The sequence below is a fragment of the Meiothermus sp. genome (genome assembly GCF_025056915.1).
In the GTDB taxonomy this organism is placed as follows: Bacteria; Deinococcota; Deinococci; order Deinococcales; family Thermaceae; genus Meiothermus.
The window spans coordinates 1-4407 of the sequence record NZ_JANWVH010000126.1 but is presented as its reverse complement, the minus strand read 5'-3'; the positions used below and the strand labels follow the sequence as shown (position 1 = coordinate 4407).

Here is a 4407-nt window from a genome sequence, read left to right as displayed (position 1 = left end):
TGGGCTCTCCGAACTGATAGACCGGATTTCCGGTCTTGCCGGGGTCTTTGTCGACCCAGACCCGCACTTGAAGGTCAGTTGGGGGATTGGGGTTGACAATGATGGCTTGGGGCCGCAGCTGGGCCATTGCAATGGTTGCTACAGAGGCTAAAACCAGGGTGATGGTTCGGTTCATCTTTCACCTCAAGGTTCCCTGTAAGGAGACTATGCCTTTTAGCCCAACAAGTCTATCAGCTAATTCTTAACCTTTAGCGAAGGAGGCCGTCTTTAGGCTTGCTTTAGCTACGGTGTAACCAGGATTTGAAAACATGACCCATGTGGTACTCTAGAACTATGAGACCCAAGCAGTTGGTTTATTTCCTGGCTGCACTAACCCTTGCCTTTGCACTGTCGGGCTGCATTTTCGTTTTGGGAGGGCTTCAGATTTCCAACGCGAGTTTCGAAACCAACTATTGGAACGGGGATCAACGCAACCCGACCTACTATGTCTGCGATAACAAAACGACCCTACTCGGCTACAGCTTTCGCTACAATGACCCGACTTTGCTGGCGGGTTGGGACTCTTACCTGAAAGGCTTTGCCACTAAGGACGAGGCAGGCTTTGCGTCTTTCAATGCCAATGACCCCCGGAACGATACTTCCAACCGTACCGTTACCGTAACCTACAACATCCCGGCGAGAACTGCTCCGCTGAGCTTGTTCCCACAAGCTATTGTGGTCAACCCCACCCCAGTACCGAGCCCATCTATTATTGGCAGAACTTACGTTGTGATCAAGGTACGTCCTACGGCAGGTTCTGACCGCATTATTACCCTCGGCCCCGCCTACGTAATTGACAACTGTCCCTAGGAGAAATATGTTGCGCATCGTCACGCTTTTCGGCCTCTTGCTAGGTCTTTCTTCTTGTATTCTGCTGGTGGAAGACGAGCCCAGGCAAATCACGGTAACCGATCCTCAGCCTGTACCCGTTGGTCCTCCCAGGCCTGACACCTATACCTACAGTTGCAACGGGGGGCGCCTTGTGGTCAACTACGTGGACAACAACACTGTGCGTGTGTTCTACGACAACGCCTTCCAAACCCTCACGCTCACCCGAACCTCACCGCTGCGGACGTATGCGGGTGGTCCGTATGTGTGGGAGCTTGATCGGAACGGTCTTGGTACCTTCCGAGTGGGGGGTACTCTGGTGCGCTCTACCTGCCGCATCTGAGCCGCTTTTGCCTCGAGCCCGCTGGCGGGAAGCTCGAGGCCCTCTTTTTGCGGATTAGTTTACAATCTTTGTCAGTTTTTTTTGGATGATGGTCTGTATGGAATGGCTGACCCATCCCTGGCCCTGGTATGTGGCAGGCCCCTTGATTGGCCTGACCGTCCCGCTGCTTCTGCTCATAGGCAACCGGCGCTTTGGCATCTCCTCCTCGCTGCGGCACCTCTGCGCGGCCCTGGGCAGCCGACAGCCCTTCTTCCAGTACAACTGGCGGGCCGAAAGCTGGAACCTGGCCTTTGTGCTGGGCATTGTGCTGGGGGGGTTTGTGGCCGGGGTGCTCTGGGCCAACCCCAACCCGGTGCAGCTCAACCCCCAGACCGCTGCTGCCCTCCAGCAGATGGGGGTTTCGCCGGACTCGGGCTTTTTGCCCAAAGAGCTTTTTTCCTGGCAGGCGGTGTGGAGCCTGCCGGGGGCCTTGTTCTTGCTGCTGGGCGGGTTCCTGATTGGCTTTGGGGCCCGCTGGGCGGCTGGGTGCACCTCGGGGCACTCCATAACCGGGCTGGCCGCGCTGCAACTGCCTTCCCTGCTGGCTACGGTGGGTTTCTTTGTGGGCGGGCTGGCGGCAGCCCACTTCATCCTGCCCTGGGCGTTGGGTTTGCTGAGGTGAGCGATGGCGCTTCCCGTTTCCGATGAGTTTGTGCTCTCCGAAAGCAGCCCCAAGCGCAGCGTTCGCGTGGGGGAGTACGTGCCCTACCTGCTGGCAGGGGTATTTTTTGGGGTGGTGGCCATCCGCTCCGAAATTGCCTCGTGGTATCGCATCTACGAGATGTTTCGCTTCGAGTCGTTTCACATGTACGGCATCATTGGCAGCGCGGTGCTGACCGCAGCGTTCTCGCTCTGGCTGTTGCGGCGGCTGGGGGTCAAGTCCCGCGATGGGGAACCCCTGCGCGTCCGCCCGCCCGACCCAGGCCGCTACCGCTACGTGTGGGGCGGGGTGGTGTTTGGGCTGGGCTGGGGGCTGGTGGGCGCCTGCCCAGGGCCCATTTACGCGCTGCTGGGCAGCGGACATGCGGGCGCATTGCTGATTTTGCTGGGGGCGCTGCTGGGCACCTACGTGTACGGCCTCCTGCAACCCAGGCTGCCGCATTGAGCGGGGCAAGCCGTTGTCAACCTTCCAGAAGCGCCAGGGCCTGCTCCAGCAGCTCGAGCTCAGCCCGCACTTTCTCGACCTGCGCCAGCGTCCGCAGATACTGCCCGCACGCTTGCAGTTCGGCCCGCAGCAAGGGGTGCCGGGCCTTGAGCAAGAGCGGCCCGTAGCGCAGGGCGGGCTCGAGCGGCAGCCCGGCGTAGGCCGTGCAGGGCCCGCGCTGTAGGGTCAGGATGCTGTAGCGCCAGAAGCCCTCCACCATCTGTTCGTTGACCAAAGCCAGCCCGGCGGAAAGGGCCCAGCGGCGCAGGGGCTCGGGGCTGTCGTTGGGCTGGAGCACCAGGCGGGGGGGCAGCCGGGCCGGGTGGGCCGAGAGGATGCGCACCATGCGCTTAGCCCCCATCCCACACAGGCTCAGGGAGTCGGCCTCGCCCGCCTGCAACACCGAGAGGCCATCGCCCAGGCGCACCTCGGCGTTCAGGCCCGAAAGGGCTCGCCTCGAGTTCTCCCAGGGCTGCCGGTTTTTCTCCACCACAATCACGCGCTCGACGCGCCCGGATTGCAGCAGGTAGCGGGGCAAGAGGGCGTGGTCGGCCCCAATGTCGGCGTGGGTGGGGGCTTCTATTTCCTGGGCCACCGCCATCAGGCGGGGCTCGAGGCTAGCGGTAAATCCAGCCATAAGCAATCAGCAATGTAACCAGCGTGAGCGGCAGACCGAAGCGCAGGTGCTCCAGAAAACTCAGGTGGTAGCCCTCGCGCCGGGCGGTCTCGGCCACAATCAGGTTGGCCACCGAGCCCAGCAGGGTCAGGTTGCCGGCCAGCGTCGAGGCCGCCGCCAGCAGCAGCCAGCCCTGGGGGTCGCCGGCGGGAATCAGGGGGTACAGTAGCAGCACCGCCGGCACATTGGAAATCAGGTTGGACAGCAGCACCGTCACGCCGGCCAGGCCTGGTGCGGTGGCAGCCAGGGGTTCCATAAGATTCAGGAGGCCCAGCTCCTTTACCGCAGCCGTCACCATGAAAAGCCCCGAAAACAAGACCAAAAGCTCCCAGTCCACCCGCATAAAAAAGCGCTCGGAGCGAATCCGGCGGCTCCACAAGAGCAAGCCGGCGGCAATCAGGGCGGCCTGGGCCAGGGGGTAGCCCAGCAGGAACGCCGCCAGCAAGGCCAGGGTAATCCAGAGGCCCTTGAACAAAAGCGCCCGGTTGTAGCGAAAGCGCAGGGGCGGCAGGGGCGGCAGGGGCTTCAGGGAGCGCAGCGCCGGATAGAGCAGGTACAGAAGCCCCACCTGCACCAACAGGCCCAGCAGGGCCACCGGGGTCAGGGCGGCGGCAAAGTCCAGGTAGCTGATGCGGGAGAGGCTCCCCACCACAATGTTCTGGGGGTTGCCGGTCAGGGTGGCCACGCTGCCCAGGTTGGTGGCCCCGGCCAGGGCCAGCAAGTAGGGCACCGGCGGCAGCCCCAGGGTGCGGGTGAGGGCCAGCACCAGCGGGGTGAAGAGGATGGCGATGGTGTCGTTGAGGAACAGGGCCGACAACAGGCCGGCGCCAAAGGTCAGCCAGGCCAAAAGGCCCAGGGGCGAGCGGGCCAGGTGCACCAGCCAGTTCAGCACCAACTGAAAAAACCCCGCATAGCCCAGGTGGGTGTTGAGCACCATCACCCCAAACAAAAAGCCCAGGGTATGGGGCTCCAAAGCCCGCCAGGCCTGCTCGAAGTCGAGCACCCCCAGCACAATCAGAAAAGCCGCGCCGGTGAGGGCGATGGCCGCCCGGTTCATGCGGTAGCCGGGCCAGTAGCCCAGGCCCAGGCCCAGGTAGGTCAGCAGCAAGACGGCATAGGCAAGGTACTCCACCTCACCATCCTATGTACAAGCACAGCCCAGGAAATGAGTCCCGACAGCCAGAATGGTCACTATAGGCGTTTTTTGGACGACCAAACTAATAAAGGCAACGCACCGGGTCGGAAAATGCACAAAGAAAAGCTAACCGGCAACTTGAATCAAGAGACCCCAGCCCCGGCACGCTTCAACTCGAGATTGGAGGCCGACCAGGCCTGCAA

At 62.0% G+C, this 4407-nt stretch carries 6 protein-coding genes and 1 pseudogene; 4 read left to right on the top strand and 3 right to left on the bottom strand.

What is annotated here, in order from left to right:
* A pseudogene (locus tag NZN28_RS13825) lies at positions 1-175 on the bottom strand (PEGA domain-containing protein); the annotation flags it as partial.
* Between the two features lie 158 nt (positions 176-333).
* Between NZN28_RS13825 and NZN28_RS13820 the strand changes: the two are divergent.
* The 4 genes from NZN28_RS13820 to NZN28_RS13805 all read left to right on the top strand — a co-directional run bounded on the left by NZN28_RS13820 (position 334) and on the right by NZN28_RS13805 (position 2354).
* Entirely contained in the window at positions 334-849 is a 516-nt protein-coding gene (locus NZN28_RS13820; RefSeq protein WP_295399120.1) for a hypothetical protein, read from the top strand.
* A gap of 7 nt (positions 850-856) precedes the next feature.
* Positions 857-1210 carry a hypothetical protein gene (locus NZN28_RS13815; RefSeq protein ID WP_295399118.1) on the top strand — a complete coding sequence of 118 codons (354 nt, stop codon included), beginning with the start codon at positions 857-859 and terminating at the stop codon, positions 1208-1210.
* Between the two features lie 97 nt (positions 1211-1307).
* Positions 1308-1871, top strand: a complete 564-nt coding sequence (locus NZN28_RS13810; RefSeq protein ID WP_295399116.1) for a YeeE/YedE thiosulfate transporter family protein — start codon at positions 1308-1310, stop codon at positions 1869-1871.
* 3 nt (positions 1872-1874) lie between these two features.
* A complete protein-coding gene (locus NZN28_RS13805; RefSeq protein ID WP_295399114.1) occupies positions 1875-2354 on the top strand; it encodes a DUF6691 family protein in 480 nt (159 codons plus the stop codon).
* Positions 2355-2370: 16 nt separating this feature from the next.
* On the opposite strand, the gene NZN28_RS13800 is transcribed toward NZN28_RS13805, so the two are convergent.
* Together NZN28_RS13800 and NZN28_RS13795 are read right to left on the bottom strand one after the other, a co-directional pair.
* Positions 2371-3030, bottom strand: a complete 660-nt coding sequence (locus NZN28_RS13800; protein WP_295399112.1) for a class I SAM-dependent methyltransferase — start codon at positions 3028-3030, stop codon at positions 2371-2373.
* Positions 3011-4201, bottom strand: coding sequence for an anion transporter (locus NZN28_RS13795; RefSeq protein ID WP_295399110.1), 1191 nt, complete (start codon positions 4199-4201; stop codon positions 3011-3013). Before NZN28_RS13795 ends, NZN28_RS13800 begins: the two co-directional genes overlap by 20 nt.
* Positions 4202-4407: the final 206 nt, after the last annotated feature.

Excerpts from the sequence above, each read along its gene's own strand:
- NZN28_RS13820 (WP_295399120.1), top strand. The coding sequence starts at position 334 with ATGAGACCCAAGCAGTTGGTTTATTTCCTGGCTGCACTAACCCTTGCC.
- NZN28_RS13810 (WP_295399116.1), top strand. The coding sequence starts at position 1,308 with ATGGAATGGCTGACCCATCCCTGGCCCTGGTATGTGGCAGGCCCCTTG.
- NZN28_RS13805 (WP_295399114.1), top strand. The coding sequence starts at position 1,875 with ATGGCGCTTCCCGTTTCCGATGAGTTTGTGCTCTCCGAAAGCAGCCCC.
- NZN28_RS13800 (WP_295399112.1), bottom strand. The coding sequence starts at position 3,030 with ATGGCTGGATTTACCGCTAGCCTCGAGCCCCGCCTGATGGCGGTGGCC.
- NZN28_RS13815 (WP_295399118.1), top strand. The coding sequence starts at position 857 with ATGTTGCGCATCGTCACGCTTTTCGGCCTCTTGCTAGGTCTTTCTTCT.